Source organism: Streptomyces sp. NPDC099050 (assembly GCF_044759865.1).
Lineage (GTDB): Bacteria > Actinomycetota > Actinomycetes > Streptomycetales > Streptomycetaceae > Streptomyces.
In genome coordinates this window covers 76,238-98,419 of record NZ_JBIWAE010000006.1, presented here as the reverse complement: position 1 = coordinate 98,419, position 22,182 = coordinate 76,238, and the positions used below count along the sequence as shown (strand labels likewise).

Genomic DNA, 22,182 nt, shown 5'->3' with positions numbered 1-22,182 from the left:
TCACCTCTCGTTACGCCGTACGGTCGGTCGCGGACCGAAGATTCGGAAGGACTGGGGGTTCGAAGCGCAGGGGCGTGATCTGGTCGACGTCATAGCGCTCGCGCATCAGGCGGACGGCCTCGGCGTCCACCGAGGGGCCGGCCGCGAAGATCTCGACGATCTCTTCGAAATAGTGCTCGTGATCGGGCGAGGGATAGCTCTGGAAGAGCATCCGGGCCGGGGTGTCCGACGCGTTGCGAAATGCGTGCGGGGTGCCCGGGGGGACGAACATGCAACTGCCGGCGGTCGCGGTGACGGCCTTGTCCCCCTCGGCGGATTCCCAGGTGCGCCAGGTTTCCTTCGTGCGTTCGGCGGGCTCGAACGCCAGGAGTTCCAACTCCCCTTCCAGGACGTAGAAGAACTCCTGAGACTTGGTGTGCACGTGGGCGCCGACGTCGAATCCCGGCGGCACGATCACTTCGAAGACCGATATGGAGGAGCCGTCCGCCGCGGTGACCTTGAAGGTCACGTCCTGTGCCTTCGTGACCAGTTTTCGCCCCTGGCCTGGGGGAAGGATAAGCCCGCTCATGTGATTGATTTCCTCGTAGTCTGTGCGAATTCCCGCTCGGGAGCGAGCGGCCCGACGACCTGCGGCAACGGCCCGGCGAGGTGCGCCTGGGCCCGCCCGTTTCAAGCCGGTTGACTGGAGAGGCAGAGGTTCGCCCCCGTCCCCCGAGACGGCCGATTCCCACGCCGGACGGACGGAATCCGGCGGCTTTTGGGCCGCCCCCTCATTTGATTGATGGCTTGCACGAAGAGGATCACCGAGCCGGGACGGATCCGTCAAGGAGCCCTTTCCGTGCGCCTAGAATTCCCCAAGTCGAAGGGGACGCGCTCCAGTCGGGAGGCCTGCAGGGCGCGCACAGCCGATGGTCCGCGCGCGACTTGGCCGCGACTGTTTTCCGGATTGGTATCGGCTTGCCCCAAGCCAATACCAATCCGCCCCTCAGTCCCCGGCAAGCCATTTGACCGAAGATGACCGTCGCAGCTCGGAAAGCCCGAAATCCTGCGGCCTGAATTCACGCGTTCCCGGTGGCCGGATCCGTGACGGCTGCTGCCCGACGAAGTGACTGCCAAGGAGAACGTCTTGTTCAAACTTTCCGCGGAACCGGACCGGCCCGCGCCGCAGGCCCCCACAGGAAGCGCCGGCGTGGACCGTGACGCCCGCGACAAGCTCCTGGCCCGGGTCGGCGTGGTGATCGACGACCTCCTGAAGACCGAGGCCGAGCGCTGGGGGGCCGTCGACGCCCGTGTCGCGGTGCCGGTCGAGGCGATCGCGGACATCGTCAGGGCGGGCGGGAAGCGCCTGCGCCCGGCCTTCTGCGTGAGCGGCTACCTGGCGGCCGGCGGCCCGGCGGACGAGGAGGCGCGGGAGACCGTCGTCGCGGCCGCCGCCGCGCTGGAACTCCTGCACGTGTTCGCCCTCATCCACGACGACATCATGGACAACTCCGATACCCGGCGCGGGACTCCCACCGTGCACGCCAAGCACGCCGCCCTCCACGCGGAGCGCGGCTGGGCCGGCGAGCACCGCCGGTTCGGGGAGGGCATCGGCATCCTCGCCGGCGACCTGGCGCTCAGCTACGCCAACCGGCTCGCCAGCGGGCTGACCGGCCCGGCCCTGCGGATCTGGAACGACCTGGTCACCGAGGTGATCATCGGTCAGCAGCTGGACATCGCCCTGGCCGCCGAGCTGACGGCCGACCCGGCGCTGTCCCGCTGGGTCGCCGTCTGCAAGTCCGGCAACTACACCATCCACCGGCCCCTCGCGCTGGGCGCGGCCATCGCCGGACGGCCCGAACTCCTGGCTCCGTTCGAGAAGTACGGGGTCGCGGCGGGCGAGGCGTTCCAGCTCCGCGACGACCTGCTCGACGCCTTCGGCGACGGGGCGGCCACCGGGAAGCCCGCCGGGCTGGACCTCGTGGAGCACAAGATGACCCTGCTGCTGGCCCTGGCGGCCACCAAGGACGAGCGGGTGGCACGGCTCGTCGAGGACGGCAGGAGCGGTGGCTGGGACCCGGTCGAGCTCCGCGACGCGCTGCTCGCCTCCGGCGTCCGCCGGGAGGTCGAGGAGCAGATCGACCAGCTCGTCGCGGCGGCCTGCGCGGCGCTCGACGACGCGCCGCTGGCGGACGACTGGCACAAGCGCCTGGTGAAGATGGCCGAGCAAGTGGCCTACCGGGACCGCTGAGCCGTCGTCCCACCACCACGAAGGGCCTCCCGGCGGCTGCCGGGAGGCCCTTCGTGTGTGCGGGGTGTCGTCACTTGCCGCCGAGTGCGGGCTCCAGGTCGGGGGTCTCCACCCGGGGCTCGGGCTCGTCCTCGCGCAGGAAGAGCTTGCTGGGCCACCACATCCAGCGGCCCACGTCCAGGGTCAGCGCCGTGACCAGCACCGAGCGGACGATCATGGTGTCCAGCAGGACGCCGAAGGCCACCGCGAAGCCCAGCTCGGCGGCGAACACCAGCGGCAGCGAGGCCATCGCCGCGAAGGTGCCGGCCAGCACCAGACCCGCCGAGGTGATCACACCGCCGGTGGTGGACAGGCCCAGCAGCGCGCCGCGCCGGGTGCCGTGCTCCGCCGACACCTCACGCACGCGGGTGACCAGGAAGATGTTGTAGTCGATGCCGAGCGCGACCAGGAAGACGAAGGTCAGCAGCGGGAAGGAGGCTTCCGCGCCGGCGAAGCCGAAGACGTGGTTGAACACCAGGCTGCTGACGCCGATGGCCGCGCCGAAGGACAGCACCACCGTGGCCATGAGCAGGATCGGCGCGACGACCGAGCGCAGCAGCAGCATGAGGATCAGCAGCACCACGACCAGCACGATCGGGATGATCACCTTGGAGTCGCGGGCCGCGGCCGTCTGCGTGTCGAGCATGACCGCCGAGCTGCCGCCGACCTGGGCGTCGGCGCCCGCGACCGCGTGGACCGCGTCCCTGGCCTTCTTGACGGTGTCCATCGCGGTCGTGCTGCTCGGGTCGTCCTTGAGCTCCCCGAGCATGACGGCCTCGCCGTCCTTGGACGTCGGGGGCGTGACGCTCACGATGCCGGGGACGGTGAGCAGCGCGCTGCGCACCTCCACCGCCGAGTCGGCCTTGCTGACGACGAAGATGGGGTCGCCGGACCCGGCCGGGAAGTGCTCCGACTGGATCTGCTCGCCGACGGCCATCTGCGGGGTGTTGGTGAACTGGTCCTTGTTGGCGAGCCCGTCGGCCTTGAGGCCGAGCACGCCCAGCGCCATGACGGCGAGCGCCAGCGCGGTGCCGATCCACACGAGCCGCGGCCGGCCGGAGACGGCGGTGCCGACCCGGGCCCAGATGCCGCCCTCGGCGGTGACGGGCGCTCCGTACGTGGGCTTCACCGGCCAGAAGATCCAGCGGCCGCAGGCCACGAGCAGGGCCGGCATCAGGGTGATCATGGCGAGCAGGCCGACGAGGACGCCGACCGCGCAGGCCGGGCCGAGGCCCTGGGTGGAGTTCAGGGTGGCCAGCATCAGCAGCATCAGGCTGACCGCGACGGTCGCGGCGCTGGCGATGATCGCGGGGCTGGAGCGGTAGAGGGCCTCGGCCATCGCGTCGTGCCGGTCCTCGTGCCGCAACAGCTCTTCCCGGTAACGGGAGATGAGCAAGAGCGCGTAGTCCGTGGCGGCGCCGAACACCAGGACGGTCAGGATGAAGCTGGTCTGCTTGTTGACGACCAGGCCGGCGTTCTTGGCCAGTACGTAGATCACCGCCTCCGAGGTGACCAGGGCGACGCCCACGGTCAGCAACGGCAGCAGCGGCAGCAGTGGGCTTCGGTAGGTCAGCAGCAGGATCGCGACCACCACGAGCGCGGTGATCGTGGTCAGGGCCCCGCCCCCGCTGAACGCCTTGATCGAGTCGGCCGCGTAACCGCTCGGGCCGGCGACGTGGAAGCCGAGACCGTCGGCGTTCTTCTTGCCGACCTCGGTCATCGCGTCGACGACCGTGCCGATGCCCTCCCAGCCCGTCTTGTCCTTCTTGACCTGGACCACCGTCTGGATGGCCTTGCCGTCCGCGGACTTGATCGGCCCCTGGGCCGGCCCGACGATGTTCTCGATGCCCTTGAACGCCTCGACGTCGGCCTGGGCCTTGGCGAGGTCGGCATCGGTGACGCCCGCGGACCGGTCGTAGATCACGACCGCGGGCAGGGTGTCGGCGGACATGAACTTCTCGGCCCGCTCCACGACGGCGGTCGACTCCGCGTTGCCGGGCAGCCAGGCCGAATTGTCGTTCTCTTCGACGTCTCCGAGCTTTCCGGCCAGCATCAGGGCCGGAACGAGCAGGGCCGCCCAGAGTGCGATGACGACCCATTTTCCCAGCCTTCCACTGGGCAGGGCCGCTATCTTGCGCATCATGTCAATTCCTCGGTCTTCCGTCGAAGGGTAAGTCGAAGGGCAAACAGCATCGCGGTGGTGCTCCTGAGTCGTTAACAGTCAAGAGGCTAGGGCACGTTGACCCCGCACGAAGGGAGGAGGAGGTCCAAGACCCCCTCCTCCCTCAGGTGTTTCATCGGCCGTGGTGACGTTGAGTGGGCGATTCCTCAAACGCCGCGCGAACGGTTGTGGATCCGGACCTCAGTTCGCTCCCTGGAGCACGGACGCCATGTCCCAGATGCGGGAGCGGACGTGCCCGAAAGCGAGGAGCACGGGAGCGTCGGTCAGAATGGGAAAGCTGTACGGGAACGGGCGCGGGCCGACCATGTCGGGCGGGCCGCTGTAGCCGCCGTCCGCGTTCTGGTGCGCGAGCAGCCAGGACAGCGCGCGCCCGATGGGCCGGTGATCGGTCCCGTAGCACAGCGTGATCAACCCGTAGGCCGTACTGATGTCGTCGCTCGGGTCACCCGGCTGCATGCCCCAGCCGCCGTCCTCGTTCTGCGTCTCCAGCACCGTGCGCTCGATCCGCTCGGCCATGCGGGCCACGTGGTGGTCCTGCGGTCCCGCGGTGCAGGCGGCCAGGCGCGCACGGAAGATCGTGTGCAGTCGGCTGCGGCTCCAGCCCGGCTCGAAACCGCCGTCCTCCAGCTGGCTTTCGGTGAGGAAGGTCAGGGCGCGCTGCCGGGCGGCCAGCGTGTCGGGGTGCGGAGCGAGCCCGCAGATGGCCGCGGCCGTCATGCACGGTTCGGAGGAGGCCCCCGCGACGTACGTGGGGAACCCGCCGTCGGCGCCCTGGACCGCCAGCAGCCCCGCCACCCCGCGCCGTACGGAGTCCCCGTAGGCGATCGGGTCGATGGCCTGGAGGAACTCCAGGGCGCACGAGGTGTCGTCCACGTCGTTCTGCGCCACGATCTCCGACATCGACCAGCCGTCGGTCAGCGTCGCGCCGCGGGAGAGCGAGCGGGTGGGGGCGCCGCCCTGGTGGTCGACGAGCATCCCCGCCATCCGGCGCAGCAGCTCGGTGGGGGCGCCCGCCGCGACGAGGGCCGTACCGGCGGTCGAGGTGCACCAGTTGTGCATCTCCAGGACGAACGGGAAGCCGCCGTCGGCGCGTTGGTGACGCAGCAGCGTCTCCAGGCCGGCGCGCACGGTCTCCTCGTTCCCGGGGAAACCGGCGAGCCCGTGCAGCACCAGCAGGTGCATCAGGGCGTAGCCCTCCCACACCGTCGTCGCGGGGTGCGTGGCGGCCAGGGTCTCCAGGGCGGCGGCGGTGACCTTGTTGTCCACCCCCGCGGCGGCGGCCAGGATCAGGGTCACGGAGGCCTGCTGGACGGCGGCCCAGGAGTGCAGGGGGTCGGAGGGGACCTCGTCGGCGACCGCGGCCAGGACCTCGGGCGGCAGCGGGCAGCCGAGCACCGACAGCACCGCGCACACCATCATGCGGCGGCGGGCGGAGATGAAGCCCGGGGCGTCGCCGAGCACGCCCTCCGTCAGCTTGGCCACGAGCTCGGTGTCACCGGCGGACGTCCGGCCGGTGGCCCGCGCGACGGCGAGCGTCGCGAGGACGCGTTCGAGCTTGTCCGGGGTGTCCTGGTGCGCCCGCAGGAAGTCGAGCAGCCGGTCCCGGGCCGGCGACGGGTCGGCGGCGGTGCCGACGCCGGTGCGCGTCATCAGCGACAGGGCGAGCGCCGATTCCAGCACCCGGCTCTGGCACTCCTCGCGCAGCGCGCCGTCGGCGTCGACCCGGCCGGCGACGTGGGCGATCAGCCGGTCCGTGGCCTCACGCACGTGATCGGGGTCGACTTCGGCGGGCCACGGCATCGGGGCCGCGTACTCCAGATCCGCTATGTACACGGAAGGCTCCTATCTGAACGGCTGGGGAGCGGGATCGGGTTCGGATCGGCACCGGATGCCGGGGCGCGCCACCGGGCGGCCCGGCCGGCCGTGCGCCCCAGGACACGGCCGGCCGGGCCCCTGATCAGCGGATCAGCGGATCAGCGGATCAGCGGATCAGCGGACGCTCTGCGCGAACTGGAAGAACTTGTACGGGTCGTACTTGGCCTTGACCGTGCGCAGCCGCTGGTAGTTCTCGGCGTAGTACGAGCGCTCCCAGTCGGGCAGCCGCGCGTCGATGAAGTTCTGGTACGTCTCGCCGTTCGAGTAGGGGTCGATGGCGGCGAAGCCCGCGTCGACCCACCGGTTCGCCGAGGCCTTGGCCTCGTCGGCGACCGGCGCGAAGGCGTTCGCGGTCAGGAAGCTGACCGAGAAGAGGGAGTCGCGGTGGACGTACGCGGTGGCGGTGCGCGCCACCTTGTTGGCCTCTCCGCCCAGGGCGGAGATCTGCAGCTGGCGCATCTGGCCGGGCATCCGGTCGCTCTCGAAGACCTCCAGGGCCTTCGCCCAGCCCTCGCGCGGCATCGTCTGCTTGAACAGACGGCTGCGCCAGGCACCGAACGCGGCGCGCGGGACCTTGCCGCCGGGGCTGGTGTCGTCGCGGTGGCATTCGTCCACGGTGAGCTCGGCGCAGCGGTAGAGCTGCATCATCACGTTCTTGTACGGGGCGGTGAACTTCTGCTGGTACACCGGGGGCACGCCGACGATCGAGAGGAGACGGGCGATCTCCGCGTCGAAGGCGGGGCCGGTGTCCACGGAACCGAGGAAGATCGACGCGGTCGGGACGGTCCCGGGGGCCGCGTCCGTCAGCGTGACGTTCATGCCGCTGCCGATCGAGTGCGGCGCGTCGACCAGCCACTTCGCCCAGCCGTCGAGCATCTCCAGCGCCTGGGCGTAGGGCCAGACGATATTGATGGCCGCCACGTTGGTCAGGGGCGAGGGGGTGACGTCGTAGGAGGTCACGATGCCGAAGTTGCCGCCACCGCCGCCGCGCAGGGCCCAGAAGAGGTCCCGGTGCTGCTCCGCCGAGGCGGTCACGATGCGGCCGTCGGCGAGGACCACCTTCGCCGAGGTCACCTTGTCCGAGGCCATGCCGATGGACCGGGTGAACAGGCCCATGCCGCCGCCCTGGAAGAACCCGCCCGCCGCGACGGTCGGGCAGTAGCCGCCGGATATGCCCAGCCCGGCCGGCGCGAGGGTGTTCGCGATGTCGACCAGCTGCGCGCCGGTGCCGATCCGCGCCGTGCCGTTGCCGGCGCCGAGGGTGACCTCGTTGAGCCCGGACACGTCGATGACGAGGCCCTGGGTCGTGGAGTAGCCGGCGGCGCTGTGGCCACCGCTGCGCGCCGCGACCTCGACGCCGTGGTTCTGCGCGAAGGTCAGACACTTCGCCACGTCGGAGGGGGTCTTGCAGTAGGCGACCGCGCGGGGGTTCGCGGCGTCGAACTGGACCTGGTAGAGCTGCTTCGCGCGCTGGTAGTCGGCGTCGGACGGCAGGACCAGGTGTCCGCTGATGCGCTCGTCCAGCCGGCCCCACCGGATGCCGGACCGGGTCCGGGCGCTCACGGAGGCGGAGGCGGAAGCGGGGAAGACGGCGGACGCGCCGGTCACGGCGAGGGCGGCTCCGCCGGCGCCGACGAGGAACTTTCTGCGATCGATCATGTGCTGCGCTGCCTCTTCTACCAGGAGATCTTGCGTGCCGGATGGGTGAGTGCCGGGGCACTCGGGGAGGGCGCTGACCGCGCCCTCCCTGATGCGGGTCCCCGTTACGGGGCCTTCTGCTCCAGGACCTGTGAGAGCGCGGCGGCCAGGGCCGCGGCCGGGTCCTCCTCGCCGCCCGCGCTGCGCCAGGCGATGTGGTTGTCGGGCCGGACCAGCACGGCGCCGTCGGCCGCGGTCTGCCGGACGGCCTCCCACGCACCGTCGACGTCGGCGTACTGCGCGCCTTCGCCGATGGCCGCCACGGTGACCGGGACCGAGAACGTCTCGGACGCCCGCGCGGCCGCCTCGGACCACGCCGTCCCCTCCGGGCCGGTGATCAGGACGAAGCCGGTGGCGGCGCCGGTCAGGTCGTGCGTGGACAGACGGCGCCCGTCCTGCTCGATCCAGGCGTGGGGCAGCCGGTGTCCCGGGCGGGTGGTGGGCTCGTACACGTCGCCCAGGGCCGCGCGGACCGGCGGCCGGCTGCCGTCGGGGACGACGGCGCCCGCCTCGTAGGCGAAGCCGATCTCCACGTCGTGGGCCTGGCATTCGCCGCGGTGGGTCGCGAAGATCTCCGCGGCCCGCCGGCGCTGGGCGGCGCCGATCGGGGTCGGGGCGAAGTAGCCGAAGAACACCGGCGTACGGCGCTCCGCCGGAATGTGCTGGCCGAGGCCGATGGCCCCGTCGATGACCACCTGGTGGTGGGAGGCCGCGGACATGGCCCAGCCCAGGTTGAACTGGCCGACCGGCTTGCGCTCGGCCTCGTAGGTGTCGAGCAGGCTGTCGGGCGCCTTGCCGGAGACGACCGCCGCCAGCTTCCAGGCGAGGTTGTGCGCGTCCTGGATGCCGGTGTTCAGGCCGAGCCCGACGGCGGGCGGCTGGCGGTGCGCGGCGTCGCCGGCGAGGAAGACCCGTCCGTAGCGGTAGTGCTCGGCGAGCACCGCCTCCACGGTCCAGCTCGTCACGTCGTGCAGGGTCACTTCCAGCTCGGGCAGACCGAGGACCTCGCGGATCCGGGCGGTCACCGCCTCGGGGTCGGTGCGGTCCACGCCGACGAGGGCGAGGTGCAGACCCCACTCCTCGCAGTTCTTCCCCCAGGTCGGCCCCATCTCGATGAGGGCGCTGGAGAGGTCCTGGCGGTAGGGGTTGAGGAACCAGGTGATGAGCGAGCCCTCGTTCCACACCTCCGACAGGTCGGCGGAGAAGTAGACCGTCGTGGCGTCGAACAGCGAGGGCAGGCCCTGCATGTTCACGCCGAGGGCCGCGCCGACCGTACGGCCGCCGTCGGCCGCGATGGCGTACTGGGCCACGATCGTGGTGGTCTCGCCCGTCTCGACGTCGCGGACCTCGGCGGTGACGCGGTCGCCCTCCTCGGAGATCGAGGTCAGCTCGTGGCCGAACAGGACGCGTCCGGGATTGCGGCGCTCGGCGTGCTCGCGCAGGATCGGCTCCAGCCGCACCTGCGGCAGCTTCGCCGACAGGGCGGGACCGGCCGCCGCGTACGTCTCGCTGAGCTCGCCGCCGCCGAAACCGTCCATCTCGTGGATCAGCCGCTTGTCCAGCGGACCCGCGCCGGTCAGCGTGGTCTGGTAGCGGACCTTGCCGAACTTCTCCAGCGGCGCGCCCTGTTCGAGCACCTCCGCGTCGAGACCGTGCTGGCGGAAGACCTCCATCGTGCGCTGGTTGATGTAGTGCGCCTTCGGCAGCCGCGAGGTGTCCGCGCGGCGCTCCACCAGCACGTGGCCGACCCCGTGGTCGGACAGGAAGGAGGAGGCCGACAGACCGGTCCCGCCTCCGCCCACGATCAGGACCGGAACTTCGATGGTTCCCATGTTCGTCTTCGTCCTTCCAGAAAATGACAGCCCGAAATGAGCAAATGCGCAGATGAGGGAGGGTGGTGGGACCGGACGTCGTTACACCGGGCTTGCGAGCGCCCCGTCTTCCAATTGCATGATGTCGAGCACTCCGGGCTGCCACCGGTAATAGGACTGGAGTTTGTAGTACTCCCCGTCGGGCTGGGAGGCGACGGCGTACACGAACTTCGTGGCGGGATCCGCCGCCAGCACGTGCTTCACGAACCCCTCGACCTTCGGGTCGAGCGGGACGGACAGCGAGGTCGGATCCTCGGTCGCCACGGCGAAGCAGATCCGCTCGACCTTCGGGGAATCCCAGTTCAGGGTCACGTAGATGCCGAAGGCCTGGCGGCCGAGCTCGAGCATCTGCTCGCTCGGCTCCGCCTGGTCGACCTCGCGGAGCATCGACCGCACGGCATCCGGTGCGAAGCCGCCGGTGGGCGGCTCGCCGAAGTACACGTTGACGGTCTTGCTCCGGTAATCGATCCCGATGAGGCCGACCGTTTGACCCATGCCGTACCGGTCGAAGAACTCGATGCTCTTTCCGAGGCTCGGCGGCATCGACGGAATTCCGGCGAGCTTCGATATCGCCTGGAGGTCGTTCCGGGGAAAGACGATCCAGATCTTCTTGAATCCGCGGACGACCCCGAAGTCGATTCCGTAGCTTTCCACCGGACAGTTGTCCCGGATGTCCGAGAGCAGGGCGCCCACGGGGTGGTCCGTCCGCGGGGTCAGGCCGTGCTCCACGGCGAGCGCGTACGGGTCCACGTCCAGCGGGGTCGTGAACCGGCAGTCGAGCTCGCCCTCGTGCTTCTGCCCCGTCCCGAGCCGGAACGCGACGACGGCCTGCGCGAGGGCGTCGCCGTACATGTCCAGGATGGGCAGGACCTTGTCCCGCGCGCACTCCACGTCCAGCAGGCCGGCCGATTCCTCGATGGCCGCGTAGAGAACTTGCACCGGGCTTTCTTCGGTGCCCCCGGTCGCCTCACTCATGGCTGTCATCATCTTGACGCTTCATGTGGGCAAGACTCGGACACCGATCTTGCCGTCCACTGTTCCGCGACTTGCGGCCGACTTGGCGGGGATCCGCGGGCCGGACGCCCCGTACGGGGGCACGCCGAACTCCCGGCGGACCGGGGGCCCTCGTCCGAGAACCCGTCCGCCGGGAGCGTGGGGTGCGGCCGGGCCGCCGTCCCGCTCAGGCCCGCTCAGCCCGGATCAGCCCTGCTCAGCCCTGCTCAGCCCTGCTCAGCCCTGCTCAGCCCTGCTCAGCCCTGCTTCAGGAGCTTCTCCTCCAGTCGCCGGGACAGTTCCACCCGGCGCGTCTTCATCGTGGCCGTACGGGGCAGTTCGGCCAGCGGGATCTGGATCGGGTCGGCCAGCTGCGGGTAGGCGGCGACGGCCGTGCGCCAGCGGTCCTGGTCGAGCGGCACGTCACCGTGGGTGCAGACGATCGGAACGCCCCGGGAGTCCGGGCCCAGTACGACGACGAGTTCGACCAGTTCCTCCAGCCGGTCCAGCACGAGGTCCTCGATCTCCAGGCTGCTGCCCACCCCGGGGATCATGTCGATCTCCCGGTCGAGCATGTGCAGGCAGCCGAACTTGCTGCGGTAGCCGACGTCCCCGGTGCGCCACCAGCCGTCGTGCACGTTGGCGTCGTAGCGCTCCTGCTCACCGTGGTACGTCTTGGCTATGCCGTCCCAACGGGCGTCGATGAGACCGGGGTTCTGCGCGGAGGGCCGCTTGCCGTTCTGGCTCACCAGCCTCACCCGCGCACTGCCCGGCAGCGGGTAGCCCACGCAGCGCCCGTCCATCCGGTGTGCGGACCAGCGGTAGTACGGCCGGCCGACGGCGGGGCCGACCTCGCTCTGCCCGTAGATCTGGAAGAACTGCGCCCGGCGCCCCGAGGCCCCGAGGAGCCGGCGGACCGTCCTCGGGTGGATCGCGTCGAAGGTGCTGCTGAAGTACTTCACCGAGGCGAAGGGCTTGCGGGGATCGTCGGCCAGGCTCTCCCACGCCAGGAAGGAGTTGGGGAGCGCCTCGATCAGACCGGGCCGGTGCTTCAGGAAGAACTCGGCGACGTCCTCGGGGGCGCCGCGGTTGACCAGCAGCACCGGCATGCCCTTGGCGAGGCACAGGGCCATCGCCGCGAACATCCGCGAATGCCCGAAGGCGATGTGGATCGCCACCCTCTCGCGCCCCCGCATCAGCGCCAGCAGGACCAGCTGCGGCCGCAACCGGGCGCGCATCGTCCGCGGGGTGTGCACCACCAGCTTGGGTATCCCGGTGGTGCCGGACGTGTGCGTGATCATCGCCGGCTCGTCCAGACCCTGCAGCACGGGCCGCACCGCCGGAGAGCCGGCGAGCTCGGCGAGCGAGACCGCTCCGGGGGCGGACGCGCCCACGCTGATCACGCTCCGGGTGAGCTCGGCGAGCGGCAGCCCGGCCAGCGCCTCCAGCTTGGGGCCGTCCGTGAGCAGGTGCGGCTTGTCGAGCCGCTCCAAGAGGGCGGCGAGCGTCGGCCCGTCCAGCGTGTGCGACAGCATGACCGGGACCGCGCCCGTACGCGCCACGGCGGTGGCCAGCAGCCAGACGTCGAAGTTGGCGGCCTTGTGGACCACCACGTGGTCACCGGCCTTCACCCCGGCGGCCGAGATCCGGCCCGCGAGGTCCTCCACGTACCCGGCGAGCTCGGCGACCGTCAGGTGCCGGCCCGCCTCGGGCAGGACGTCGAGATCGTGATCGAGGGTCAGCGGCGTCGAGCCGTGAGCGCCCGCCGCCCGTTCCGGGACGGACCCGAGATAGAGACCCTGCTTGTGTATCGAATTCCGCCTCATGAGACCTCCGTCCAGACCCGCGTCGCTCCCGGTGTTCACTGGTCAACGGCGGTCTGTATAACGACACTTCGGAGCCCCAGCATCCGCCAGAGGACTTGGTCGGAACTGACCCCCGAGTTGGCCGCCACTTGGCCCTTCGTCACCCGCGTCAGAGCCCCGTGATGTGCTCCGCCCGGTGGCGCCGGGACCAGGAGCGGCCCGGAGCAGCTGAGGAGCCGGCGGGGCATGCGGAAGGGGCCGGACTCGGTCAGAGTCCGGCCCCTTCCGCACTGCACCAGCTACAACCGCACGGTCACAGCCGCTTCGCGCTCCGCAGGGCCGCCGCGTAGTAGCCGTTGCCGTCCAGGCGGGAGGTGCCGCCCTTGTCGCCGATGGTCGGGCCGTCGGCCTCTTCGCGGCTGGAGATGAAGATCTGGTGTCCGTCGGTGTCGGTGCCGAGGTAGATGCCCGTGTGGTCCAGCCGCTCTCCGGTGCGCCCGTCCAGCTTGAAGAACAGCAGGTCGCCCGGCTGCAGGACGTCGATGGACGTGGGGCGGCCGTCGTCGCCGATCCCCTTGAGCGGGATGACGCTCACGCCGACCTTCGAGCGCGCCATGCCGTTGGCCGTGCGCGGCAAGCCGTCGCCGGTGCCGGCGTCCGAGGCCATCAGCGGGTAGCGGGCCCGGTAGCCGAAGACGGTCCGGATGAAACCCGAGCAGTCCATCGAGCGGGCGCGCATCGCTTCGGGCTTCGCCGTGGTCCCGTTGCGGAAGGTGTACGGGATCCCCAGGTAGTCGTAGAAGTCCGACTCCTCCAGGCGGAGGTCGTTGCCGGCCGAGCCGTTGGGGTTGATCGGGCCGAAGCTCGCGTCACCGGCGTACGAGACGCCCTCCGCGTCCTTCTTGACCGGGGCCTGGTCGCCGTACTGGAAGGCCATCGCGAAGAGGTCGTCCTCCTCGCTGCCGCGGTACTTGTTGTACCACTCCTGGAACCACTGCTCCTTCTCGGCGCCGCTGCGCCAGGTCTCCGGCATCAGCCGCACCCAGTTCTCGGTGACCACCCGGGTCTTGGTGGTGGCCGGCTCGGTGAAGGTGCGGCTGGGGCCGGTCAGGGTGGCGGTGCGGGCGCCGTCCGTGAAGGTCGCGAGGATCCCGCCCTTGCCGTCGCGCAGCACGGAACGCTCCGGGTTCTTCAGCCGCTCCCACTTCTGGGCGGTCTCCTCGCCGCCCCCCTTGCCGGCGACGGGGGCGTCTACGATCGTCTGGATGGCGGGCGCCTTGGCCTGCTCATCCTTGCGCAGCTCGATCGTGAAGTAGACGCTGCCGGCCAGCAGTGCGACCACGGTGGCCGCGTGCAGGACGGGACGTGTGCGGCGCTTGGACGTGGCGGTCATCGGTTACTCCGGGCGAGGTCGGTCGAGCGGGCGAAAGGGCGGGCGGGGGCGGACGGCCGGGCCGGGGTCACGCGTGCGGCATGACGCCGAGCAGGATGCCGGCGGTCAGTACGACGTACGTCATGAGCGTCGCGGAGCCGGTGGCCAGCAGCGTGGCCCCCTTGGGCTGGCGGACCAGCTGGTAGGCGATCAGGCCGGGCACGATGAAACCGAGGGTCTGGTTCGCGTACAGCAGCGGGAACTGCATCTGCAGCAGGATCACGACACCGGCCTGGAGCAGCACGCCGATGAGCACGACGGTCGCGAACAGCCGCTTGCCGTAGAGGATCACGTAACGCTGGGCGACGAGGGTGAGCGAGTACGTCAGGACGGTGACGCCGACGACGATCGCGGCGCGCTGGAGGTCCTCGATGAGGGTGAGGGCGAGCCAGCCCGGGGTGATCATGCCGCCGGGGGACAGGTTGGTCGTCAGGTAGCAGACGAGGGAGAACAGCAGACCCAGGGCGATGCCGATCGCGGCGATCTCGGGGGTGAGGACGGCGGGGATCAACGGGGTTCTCCTGGGTTAGACCACTGCGGGGGCTGCGGGTTCTCGGGCTGGGGTCGCCGCGGCGGCGGGAGCTGCGGCTGCTGCGGCTGCTGCTGAAGGGGCAGGGGCTGGTGCTGCAGGGGCACCGGCTGCTGCGGGTGCAGGGGCAGCGGCTGGGGCTGCTGGAGTTGCGGCCACGCCGCCGACGTCAGCTCCGGACGCCGCGGCTGCTGCGCCGCCGCCGCCTGGTACTGCTCGTACGCCGGGTCGTACCCCTGCTGCTGCGGCTGCTGCTGCGGCTGCGGCTGCTGGAACTGCTGCTGCTGGAACTGCTGGTGCGGGTACTGCTGCTGCAGGAACTGCTGGTTCGCGTAGCCCTGGCTCGCATAGTGGTGCTGTCCCTCGCCGCGCGGCGTCGGGATGTGGGGGTTGCGCATCCGGCGCTCTTCCTCGGCTGCGGGCAGGTTCGCGTACGGGTCGAGGTGCTTGACGTACAGCGCCATGGTCTGGTCGTGCCGCACGTGCTGGGCCGGCGTGCCCTGCGTGCCCGGCGCGGACGGGGCCTCGCCGTCCTCCTCGAAGGAGGGCAGCTCGGCGAGGTGCTCCAGCAGGATCTCGCCCTGGCCGTGGATGTTGCCGATGGCCACGAGCGAGGACTCCTGGCCGAGGTGGCCGAGGAGCTCGTGCATGAACTCCTCGCCGTCGCGGTCGCCGCCGAGGTCGACGGCGCGGTCGCGCCAGTCGGCGGGGATCGCGTCGATGGCGCTCTTCGCCGGGTGGCCGATGACGAACACCTTGTCGGGCTGGAGATCGGGCACGATCTGGCCCATCTGGCCGTTGCGCTCGACGCGGTCGGGGCGGCAGTTGATGACCACGTTGAGCGGTCGGCTGATCGCGCCGAGGTCCAGGAGCTGGTTGATGTTCATCAGCGTGGACTCGGGGTCGTTGGCCGCGAACACGTTCGCGAACCGCAGCCGCTTGTCGCCGGGGCCGATGTAACGCTCGACGGAGAGCACACCCGGGTCCGGCGGGGCGTCGTACATGCCCTGCAGCGCGGTCTCCCGGTCGATGCCGAGCAGCTCGGCCACGACGAGCGCGATGGCCACGTTCTCCTTGAAGGTGAACCAGCTGAAGCCGCGCAGCTCCTCGTCGCTGACGATCTCGGGGTCGGCGTAGATGAGCCGGCAGTTCCGCGCGTCCGCTTCCTCCTGGAGGACGTGGAAGCGGTCCTTCTCGGCGGTGACGCAGATGCCGCCGTGCGGCATGGAGCGGGACAGCGAGCGGCCGATGTCGTCCAGGGTCGGGCCCATCTCGGCCACGTGGTCCTCACGGACGTTGCACAGCACGCCGATCGTGGACTGGATCAGCTTTTCCTGATTGAGCTCCTGGAGCGGGGGCATAACAGCCATGCACTCCATGACCAGCGCGTCGGGCTTGTAGGCCGCGGCGCGGCGCACGATGCCGATCTGCTCGACGACGTTGGCGATGCCGAACTTGCGGTAGACCGGCTCCTCGGTGGCGTCCGGGTGGATGAAGCGGGCCGCGGTGCCAGTGGTCTTGGCGACCGTGACCAGTCCGCCGCCGCGCAGCGCGCCCGCGACGAGGCGGGTGATGGAGCTCTTGCCGCGGATGCCGTTGACCAGCACCCTGGTGGGTATTTCTTCCAGGTTGGCGAAGTGTCGCCGCTGCTCGACGACGCCGGCGATCAGCATCACCACGCAGCAGACGACCAGCACGCTGAAGAGAAAGTACACGGGGTCAGTTCCTTCCGGCCTTGGCAGCCTGGCCGGACCGGCCGGCGGTTCCGCTCGCTTCCCGCTTGCGCAGCTCCTGGAGCTGCTGCCTGATGACTTCCAGGCTGCGGGTGACGGCGCCGACCTCGTCGTGGTGGCGCGGGTAGAGGACGGAACGGCGGTCGCCGTCCGCCAGGGCTTCGGCCCGCTGAGCGAGTTCGCGCAGCGCCTGGATCACCACGATGTACAGCCAGCCGAGACAGACCAGGGCGGCCGTGAGGCCGAGCAGACCGGCCAGCACCGTGCGGTTCTGCAGGTTGTACTCGGGGATGGCGAGCCCCTTGGCCGGCTGCCAGCTGACCACGGTCCAGGACAGCGGCTTCGCGGCGCCGCCGCCCGCCATCGGGACCGCGGCGGCGATGGTGATGTCGTCGTTGCCGCCGCGCAGCAGGGCGCTGCTGGGCCGCGGGCCCTTGCCGACCTTCTGGTTGGCGCCGGCCGCCAGTGCCCGGATGCTCTCGTTGGGCAGCTGCTGGAAGGCCAGGTAGCCGTTGTTGCCGCCGATGACGCGCTGCTTCTCGTCGATCACCCGGATCTCGCCCAGGCCGGGCCGCTTGAGCAGCGAGTTGAGGAAGTCGATGCGCAGCTCTCCGACCACGGACGCGCCCTTGAGGCCGGGCGCCGCGGCGGTTTCGACGATGACCGGCGCGTTGCCGGACTCGAGCAGCACGACGGGATCGCCACCGGCGGCGGGGGCCTTGCCGTTCGGGCGCCGGGGCGGGGCCCCGACCTTGGAGGTGATGGTGCCGTCCGCCTGGAGCACGTACAAGGACTCGTAGCGCTGGTGCTGGGTGCGGGTGCGCTCCAGGATGCCGGTGATCTCGGCGGGGGTGGTCTCCGGGCCGATGACCGAGCCGACGGAGGTGAGGTCCGCGTGCCCCTCGTTGAGGGCTCGGCGGACCCGGTCGGCCATGGTGTCGGTGCGTTCGCGCTGGTCGTGGACGAGCGTCTGCGGTACGGGGACCGAGTCGCCGGCCCGGTTGAGCAGCAGCACCAGGGGCGCGGACCACAGCAGCAGGAGCGCGCCGCAGGTCGCGAGCAGAGCGCGGGCGCCGATCCGGCCCCGGCCGCGGCCGGGACTGTGGGCCTTCTGGGCCTCGGCGGTCTCGCCGAGCAGCTGGCGGCGCAGCCGCTCCAGGGCGGTGCCGATGCGGGCGGCCTCGCCGTACTTGGGACGGTTGACCGGACGGTTCAGGTCGCCGCGGCTGAGCCGACGGCTCTCCAGGAAGAGCTGGAGCAGCGGCTTCTGCACGGTGCCGATGAGCAGGGAGACCGCGAGGAGGCCGATGACGAGCAGCACGGCGGCGGCGATGACCCCGAAGAGGGGGTCGACGACGGCGGTGCGGTCCTCCGTGACGCTGACGAGGGAGACGACGGTCAGACCGAGGGCGGTGGCGGCGGTGCCCTTGCCGGCCTCGGGGCCGGTCAGGCTCGCGTACCCGACGACGGTCCGCTCACCGTCGTCGGAGGGGCCGAGCAGGCTGCCGCTGACGCCGCGGAAGCCGCCCGAGCCGGGCTCCTTGGTGGTCAGCGGGTTGACCTTGGTCTTCCTCGCGGCGACCTTGGCGTACTTCTTGAGCTGCTTGCGGGCCTTCTCGGTGTCTTCCTTGACGTCCTCGGACTGGATCTGCTCGCTGTTCGCGAGGCCGTCGCTGCTGAGGATCTGTCCGGTGGAGTCCGTGACCGCGATGGCCCGGAACTTGCCGAGGCTGACGCCGGGGAACCGCAGGCTGCTGGAGGCGACGAGCAGCTTCTGGGGCTGGCCGGGCCAGGACAGTACGGCGAAGGTGAGCAGGCGGGTCTCGCCGTTCTCGAGGCGCACCATGCGCGGGACGAGGCCGTCGGCCGCGGCGAGCTTGGTGTGGTCGATGGCGGTCAGTGGCACGTTCTCGCCGCGCTGGGCCTCCAGCCGCCCCGACTTGACCTCGATGACGGCGGTGCCGCGCCACTTCTGGTAGACGTTGCCGAGCTTGTCCAGCACCGTGTCGGCGGAGACCGGGCTGCCCGCGTTGAAGAGGGTGGCGGTGCGGGAGATGTCGGTGATCGACTCGTCCAGCGAGGCCCGCATCGCGATGGCGCCGTCCTCGGCGAAGTACTGCTGGGAGGTGCGGACCGCCTCGGGGACGGACTCGTTCGCCACCTTGCCGAGGTGGAAGGCGGTGAGCGCGGCCAGTGCGAGCAGCAGCGCGGACAGCGCGGCGATGGGCGGCCGGATACCGCCCAGCAGCGACATGTCGGCTCTACGGCGGGCCTTCTGCCGCCGCTTCGTGCGCGACGCGGACAACGGGACTCCTGAGAATGTGGGTAAGGGTGCGGGTGCGGTGGTTCGCCGTATGACGGGTCAGGGATGCGTCAGCGGTTCGTCAGGGGCGCCAGCCCGTCCTTGCCGCCACCCCGGTTGAGCAGGGTGCCCTGGGTGCGCTCGTAGGCGAGCTCGTAGCGGGCGCGCCGCTCGGGCGTCACCGCGCTGCCGTTCTTGAGCGCCGCGGTGACCTCGATCAGCCGGTGGTCCTTGACCTGTCCGGTGTCGGCCACCTTGACCGCGGGGTCGGCCGCCTCCAGCTCCGGCGGCAGCTCCACGAAGGTGGGGGCGTAGCGGGCCCGGACGTCCCACTTGCCGTTCTTCTCGGCGAACTCGAACCAGCCGATGATGCCTTCCTCGGACAGTCCGCTGGGCACCTCGTGCCGGGCGAGCTGGTTGCCGAGACCGTACGCGACCCAGATGTCGCCGACCTTCTCCAAGGGCTGGACCACGTGGGCGCGGTGGCCGATGACCAGGTTGATGCCGGTCTTCTCGGAGATCTTCTTGGCGAGGCTCAGCTGGAGCGCGTTCGGGGCGGGCTGCTGTTCCGTGCCCCAGCGGATGCTGAGGATGACGACCTCGGCGCCGGCGGCCCGGGCGGCCTTCTCGGCGGCCGAGATGGCGTCCAGCGAGGTCTTGTTCACCAGCCAGGGCTTGTCCTTGGGGACCTCGCGGCCGTTGAACCCGCCGGCGAAGGAGATCTGCGCGACCTTGACGCCCTTGACGTCCATGATCAGCGGCGTGCCGGCCTCCTTCTGGCTGCGGGCGGAGCCGCTGTGCTTGAGGCCCGCCTTGTCGAGGGCGTCGAGGGTGTTCTTGACCCCGCCCTCACCGTGGTCGAGCGCGTGGTTCGACGCGGTCGAGCAGGTGTCGTACCCGATGTCCTTGAGGGTCGTGGCGATCTGCGGCGGCGCGACGAAGTCGGGGAAGCCCCGGAACGGCCCCTCCGGCTTGCCCAGCACCGTTTCCATGTGGCAGATCGCCAGGTCGGCCTTGCTGATGACCGGCTTCACCGACGCCATCATCGGGCCGAAGTCCATGCCGCCCTTGCCTCCGGCCTTGCCGTCCTGCTGGGCCTGGGTGGTCAGCTCGGGGTGGATCAGTACGTCACCGGCCGCGGCCACGGTGAACGAACGGCCCTTGGCTCCCGCCGCCAGACGACCCTTGGCATCACCACCGGATCCCCCGCCTCCGAGAAGTCCACAGCCGACGAGGGCGGTGGAGAGGAGCAGGGTGAGCGCTCCGGTGCGGAGCGTGACGAGAGAGGCGGATATCTTCACTCGGTCTATCTTTATCCGATCATGACTCCGATCCTCGCGAAACGTATAACGATTAAGGCAACTCTCTGCGCGCTGGCAGTCGTGGCCGCGATTGTGGCGTATTTCACGCTGTCATCGGGGCAACCATCAGGCGAAATGCAGGTGAATTCACGCCCCTCGGCGGGACCCGAGGTCGATCTGGAAAAGCGGATTACGGGATTCACCCAGTCATTCGGCGAGCGCGGGGGCTACCGGGTCCCCACGGCGGACGAGCGCCGGACGGTCACCCAGGGTGTCGCCCGCCTCCTGGACGGCGACCAGGAGGGGGCCCACAGAAGGCTGGCCGAGGTCGATTTCACCGTGCAGTCGTTCACGGACTCGGTGAGCGGCCGGCACTTCGCCGAGGTCGCCGACGCGGCGGGCGGTTCGGGCCCCGCGAGCCGGGGTTGGGGCCGGGTGTACGTGGACCTGGACGCCCGGCCCAGCTGGAGCGTGCAGGTTCCGCACCCGATCGCCGACCAGGAGACCGAGCGGCTCGGCGCCCGGGTGCTGCGCGGGGCTCCCGGCGGGGTGATGGTGCTGGCCGGCGCCCACCGGACGGCCGGGAAGGGGGACTCCGCCGATGTGGCGCACCGCACGGATTCGGTGTTCCACCAGGTCGTCGAGGAACTGATGGAGCGCGGCCTGCCGGGGGTGCAGCTGCACGGGTTCGCCAACGAGTCCTTCCCCGAATTCGACGCCGTGGTCTCGACGGGGGCCGGGGACCGGGCGGTGTCCGAGGCCAAGGCCCTGTCGACGGCGCTGAACGGTGAGGGCCTGGAGGTCTGCCGGGCCTACGTCCGTAAATGCAAACTGGCCGGCGCGTCGAACGAGCAGGGCTTGGTGGCGGCCGAGGAAAAGCTCCGTTTTATCCATATTGAGCTCGCACGGGCGATGAGGACCGATAGCGACCGCGTCGACGATGTCACCGAGGCGATCACCGTCCTCACCAAGCGCTGGTCCCGGTCCTGACCGGACCCGGGAAGGGGCCGGACTCCTCCGTGGAGTCCGGCCCCTTCCCGTTCGCTGCGGCGGCGGGCGCCCGCCGCCTCACTCGAGATAGGCGAGCACCGCCAGCACCCTGCGGTTGTCCGCCTCCGACAGCCCTCGGCCATGAGGGAGAGGACCTCGCGCTCGCGCGGGGTGAGGCCCCGCCACGGCCAGCCCGAGGACGGACAGCCCCCCGCCGACGGCTCGGACACCGGTGCGGATGTTCAGCTTGTTCACGATCGTCCCGTTCCCCTTTGCGCACGGCTCGCTGCCGTGGTGATGCACCGATTCTTCTCGGCTCCGGTCCGGCGTGCACGGGACCTGCGTCCCGTGTGCGGTGGTGTACCCAGGTCCCCCCTCGGACACCGCCGAGGTGGCTTCTTCGCGCAGGCCGTGGCGACTTGGCCGTACGGGTGACGACGGCTCGGTCCGGGTGAGCGCCGGCGAGGGGGCGACGCACACCACGGCGATCACGCGCCTCGGCGAAGCGGCCCGTCCGCCTCCGGCAGCCAGATTCCCGCGCCCCAGTCATCGAGTTCGGCACGCAGGTGCTCGTGGTCGGTCAGCGAGCGGCCGATGGTGCGCCAGAACTCGGGGGTGTGATGGGGATGGTGGAGGTGAGCGAGCTCGTGAACGAGGACGTAGTCGATCAGGCGAACGGGCAACTGCATGGCGGCCCAGTGGATGTTGACCGTGCCACCGGGGGAGCAAGATCCCCAACGGTAGCCGAGCGGGCGGACGTTCAGGCCCTGCGCCGGAGTGTCCATGCGCAGGGCCCACGGGGCCATGCGGGCGGGAAGCCAGGCCCGGCCCCGGGTGGTGTACCAAGCTGCGAGATCGCGCTCGGCGGTGTCACGGTGGTCGCGGCGCAAGTGGAGACGGCCGCCCTTCAACGCGACGGGGGCGGCTGCGGGGTCGCCGCCGAGTTCGAGGCGGTGGCTGCGCCCGAGGTACCAGAAGCCCTCGCCGTCGATGAAGCGCCGCTCGGGGCGTTCGGCGGCCTCGGCCCGGCGGGCGTTGACCTTGGTGTAGAGCCAGGGAAGTCGCGTACGGATCAGGGCGGCAAGCGCGTCGCGGTCGGCGTCCGCGGGCACCTGGGCAACGACGCGGGCGTCGCGCTCGACCGTGACGCGGACGCCCGTACGCCCCGCGGTGGGGACCACATGGACGGTCAACCCGCCGAC

15 protein-coding genes are annotated in these 22,182 nt (G+C 70.6%); 2 read left to right on the top strand and 13 right to left on the bottom strand.

The genetic code is table 11. The features are described from left to right. Window positions 1–10 precede the first annotated feature (10 nt). On the bottom strand, window positions 11–568 hold the full coding sequence (locus tag ACIQV3_RS12580) for a cupin domain-containing protein (RefSeq protein WP_403712400.1): 558 nt from the start codon (window positions 566–568) through the stop codon (window positions 11–13). A gap of 558 nt (window positions 569–1,126) precedes the next feature. Between ACIQV3_RS12580 and ACIQV3_RS12575 the strand changes: the two genes are divergently transcribed. After that, a complete protein-coding gene (locus ACIQV3_RS12575; protein ID WP_403712399.1) occupies window positions 1,127–2,230 on the top strand; it encodes a polyprenyl synthetase family protein in 1,104 nt (367 codons plus the stop codon). A 70-nt stretch (window positions 2,231–2,300) separates the two neighbouring features. On the opposite strand, the gene ACIQV3_RS12570 is transcribed toward ACIQV3_RS12575, so the two are convergent. The 11 genes from ACIQV3_RS12570 to ACIQV3_RS12520 all read right to left on the bottom strand — a co-directional run bounded on the left by ACIQV3_RS12570 (window position 2,301) and on the right by ACIQV3_RS12520 (window position 19,990). Further along, window positions 2,301–4,412, bottom strand: a complete 2,112-nt coding sequence (locus ACIQV3_RS12570) for an MMPL family transporter (RefSeq protein ID WP_403712398.1) — start codon at window positions 4,410–4,412, stop codon at window positions 2,301–2,303. A 219-nt stretch (window positions 4,413–4,631) separates the two neighbouring features. Beyond that, window positions 4,632–6,284 (bottom strand): prenyltransferase/squalene oxidase repeat-containing protein, encoded by a 1,653-nt coding sequence (locus tag ACIQV3_RS12565; protein WP_403712397.1) that lies wholly within the window; start codon window positions 6,282–6,284, stop codon window positions 4,632–4,634. Window positions 6,285–6,440: 156 nt separating this feature from the next. Next, the gene (locus ACIQV3_RS12560; RefSeq protein WP_403712396.1) at window positions 6,441–7,985 is read right to left on the bottom strand and encodes an FAD-binding oxidoreductase; all 1,545 of its coding nucleotides are present in this window, start codon (window positions 7,983–7,985) and stop codon (window positions 6,441–6,443) included. A gap of 104 nt (window positions 7,986–8,089) precedes the next feature. Continuing rightward, window positions 8,090–9,856, bottom strand: a complete 1,767-nt coding sequence (locus ACIQV3_RS12555; protein ID WP_403712395.1) for an FAD-dependent monooxygenase — start codon at window positions 9,854–9,856, stop codon at window positions 8,090–8,092. Between the two features lie 81 nt (window positions 9,857–9,937). Next, on the bottom strand, window positions 9,938–10,870 hold the full coding sequence (locus tag ACIQV3_RS12550; RefSeq protein WP_403712394.1) for an aromatic prenyltransferase: 933 nt from the start codon (window positions 10,868–10,870) through the stop codon (window positions 9,938–9,940). 275 nt (window positions 10,871–11,145) lie between these two features. Next, complete coding sequence (locus ACIQV3_RS12545; protein ID WP_403712393.1) at window positions 11,146–12,714, bottom strand: AMP-binding protein; 1,569 nt, start codon at window positions 12,712–12,714, stop codon at window positions 11,146–11,148. A gap of 292 nt (window positions 12,715–13,006) precedes the next feature. After that, the gene (locus tag ACIQV3_RS12540; RefSeq protein WP_403712392.1) at window positions 13,007–14,086 is read right to left on the bottom strand and encodes a C40 family peptidase; all 1,080 of its coding nucleotides are present in this window, start codon (window positions 14,084–14,086) and stop codon (window positions 13,007–13,009) included. Between the two features lie 67 nt (window positions 14,087–14,153). Beyond that, window positions 14,154–14,636: a poly-gamma-glutamate biosynthesis protein PgsC/CapC gene (locus ACIQV3_RS12535; protein WP_403712390.1), complete on the bottom strand. Its 483-nt coding sequence runs from the start codon at window positions 14,634–14,636 to the stop codon at window positions 14,154–14,156. Next, window positions 14,633–16,369, bottom strand: coding sequence for a poly-gamma-glutamate synthase PgsB (pgsB, locus tag ACIQV3_RS12530; protein WP_403712389.1), 1,737 nt, complete (start codon window positions 16,367–16,369; stop codon window positions 14,633–14,635). The genes ACIQV3_RS12535 and pgsB overlap by 4 nt, the downstream gene beginning before the upstream one ends. A gap of 4 nt (window positions 16,370–16,373) precedes the next feature. After that, entirely contained in the window at window positions 16,374–18,692 is a 2,319-nt protein-coding gene (locus ACIQV3_RS12525) for a HAMP domain-containing protein (RefSeq protein WP_403712388.1), read from the bottom strand. A gap of 68 nt (window positions 18,693–18,760) precedes the next feature. After that, the gene (locus tag ACIQV3_RS12520) at window positions 18,761–19,990 is read right to left on the bottom strand and encodes a CapA family protein (RefSeq protein ID WP_403712386.1); all 1,230 of its coding nucleotides are present in this window, start codon (window positions 19,988–19,990) and stop codon (window positions 18,761–18,763) included. A 135-nt stretch (window positions 19,991–20,125) separates the two neighbouring features. Between ACIQV3_RS12520 and ACIQV3_RS12515 the strand changes: the two genes are divergently transcribed. Further along, a complete protein-coding gene (locus ACIQV3_RS12515) occupies window positions 20,126–20,980 on the top strand; it encodes a hypothetical protein (RefSeq protein ID WP_403712385.1) in 855 nt (284 codons plus the stop codon). A gap of 488 nt (window positions 20,981–21,468) precedes the next feature. Here ACIQV3_RS12515 and ACIQV3_RS12510 read toward each other — a convergent pair whose 3' ends face one another. Next, window positions 21,469–22,173 carry a M48 family metallopeptidase gene (locus ACIQV3_RS12510; protein WP_403712384.1) on the bottom strand — a complete coding sequence of 235 codons (705 nt, stop codon included), beginning with the start codon at window positions 22,171–22,173 and terminating at the stop codon, window positions 21,469–21,471. Window positions 22,174–22,182 lie beyond the last annotated feature (9 nt).

Bases quoted from the DNA above. Each gene is read 5' to 3' on its own strand.
- ACIQV3_RS12515 (WP_403712385.1), top strand. From the start codon at position 20,126: ATGCAGGTGAATTCACGCCCCTCGGCGGGACCCGAGGTCGATCTGGAA.
- ACIQV3_RS12545 (WP_403712393.1), bottom strand. From the start codon at position 12,714: ATGAGGCGGAATTCGATACACAAGCAGGGTCTCTATCTCGGGTCCGTC.
- ACIQV3_RS12555 (WP_403712395.1), bottom strand. From the start codon at position 9,856: ATGGGAACCATCGAAGTTCCGGTCCTGATCGTGGGCGGAGGCGGGACC.
- ACIQV3_RS12550 (WP_403712394.1), bottom strand. From the start codon at position 10,870: ATGAGTGAGGCGACCGGGGGCACCGAAGAAAGCCCGGTGCAAGTTCTC.
- ACIQV3_RS12570 (WP_403712398.1), bottom strand. From the start codon at position 4,412: ATGATGCGCAAGATAGCGGCCCTGCCCAGTGGAAGGCTGGGAAAATGG.
- ACIQV3_RS12560 (WP_403712396.1), bottom strand. From the start codon at position 7,985: ATGATCGATCGCAGAAAGTTCCTCGTCGGCGCCGGCGGAGCCGCCCTC.
- ACIQV3_RS12580 (WP_403712400.1), bottom strand. From the start codon at position 568: ATGAGCGGGCTTATCCTTCCCCCAGGCCAGGGGCGAAAACTGGTCACG.
- ACIQV3_RS12540 (WP_403712392.1), bottom strand. From the start codon at position 14,086: ATGACCGCCACGTCCAAGCGCCGCACACGTCCCGTCCTGCACGCGGCC.